At 62.6% G+C, this 1,290-nt stretch carries 3 protein-coding genes; all 3 read left to right on the plus strand.

What is annotated here, in order from left to right:
* Nucleotides 1-580 (plus strand): CDP-diacylglycerol--glycerol-3-phosphate 3-phosphatidyltransferase (pgsA, locus tag J0I64_RS03685; RefSeq protein WP_366933684.1); only part of this gene is annotated, 580 nt, incomplete at its 5' end.
* Nucleotides 577-831 carry a MoaD/ThiS family protein gene (locus J0I64_RS03690; RefSeq protein ID WP_291406262.1) on the plus strand — a complete coding sequence of 85 codons (255 nt, stop codon included), beginning with the start codon at nt 577-579 and terminating at the stop codon, nt 829-831. The genes pgsA and J0I64_RS03690, both read left to right, overlap by 4 nt.
* A 173-nt stretch (nt 832-1,004) precedes the next feature.
* On the plus strand, nt 1,005-1,290 hold a 286-nt coding region (locus J0I64_RS03695; protein ID WP_291406263.1), incomplete at its 3' end, for a molybdenum cofactor biosynthesis protein MoaE.

The following is a 1,290-nucleotide window of genomic DNA, read 5'->3' on the forward strand; positions in this document are numbered from 1 at the left end:
GTTCTGTCCCTCCATGGCCAGAAACCCGCTTACACTCGTCCCGAACATCATCACCATCGCCCGCATCGCCGCGATCATTCCGATCGTCTGGCTGGTGATGGATGGCGACCTGACCATGCGCATCACCGCGCTGGTCATCTATGTCTTGGCTGCGGCCAGCGATTGGGTCGATGGTTTTCTCGCCCGCGCCTGGAATCAATATTCCGACCTCGGCCGTATGCTGGACCCCATTGCCGACAAGCTCCTCGTCGGCATCCTCATCGCTGCCCTCGCCTGGGACGGCAGCTTTTCAGGCTGGGACATGATTCCCGTCTGCGCCATTCTCTTCCGCGAATTCTTCATCTCGGGCCTGCGCGAATTCCTCGGCAACACGGCCGTCGTCCTACCGGTCAGCAAGCTCGCCAAGTGGAAGACCACCATCCAGCTCGTCGCCCTCGCCGTAGTTCTGGTCGAGCCGCTGATCCCCGGTCTGCGCCTCATCTCCGATGTGGTGCTCTGGGCCGCCGGCGCCATCACTCTGTGGACCGGCTGGAACTATCTCCGCGCCTCCTGGCCGCACCTTTCCGGCATCGGTAAGTGATAAAGGTCCTCTATTTCGCCTGGCTGCGCGAGCGTCTCAACCGCGCCGGCGACGACGTGTCTCCGCCCGCCGAAGTGAAAACCCTGGCCGACCTCGTCACCTGGCTCCGCGCCAATGACGAAGCGCTCGATCTTGCCATGGAAAACCCGAAACAGTTCAAACTCTCGAAAAACGCCCGCATCGTTCCCTGGGAAACCCCCATCACCGATGCCGACACGGTGGCCATCCTGCCGCCAATGACGGGCGGCTGATTTTTAGAAGCGACGATGTCCAGAACCGGCCTCTCCAGTCAGTCGTCGCCACCGGGCTTGTCCCGGTGATCCATGGCTCGGCGCTTGCCGTGGATTGCCGGGACAAGCCCGGCAATGACGAACACAAAGAGTTTGGTATTTTGGGCAGCGGGCCGGAGACGGAGCACAACCAAATGATCATCATCTCCGAATCTCCCTTCGACCCCGGCGCTCTCCTCAAGGCCTTCCAGGCCGACCACCCCGAGGCCGGTGCCGCCGTCACCTTCACCGGCATAGTCCGCTCCACGCCCGACCGCCCGATCACCGCCCTCATCCTCGAATGCTACCCCGAACTGGCCCAAAACGAGATCGCCACTATTCGCGCCGCCGCCATCGCCCGCTTCAATCTCATCGACGCAGCGATCCTTCACCGCTACGGGCGCCTCATCCCCGGCGAGCCGATCATGCAGGTCATGACCC

The organism is Devosia sp., assembly GCF_017307565.1.
Lineage (GTDB): Bacteria > Pseudomonadota > Alphaproteobacteria > Rhizobiales > Devosiaceae > Devosia.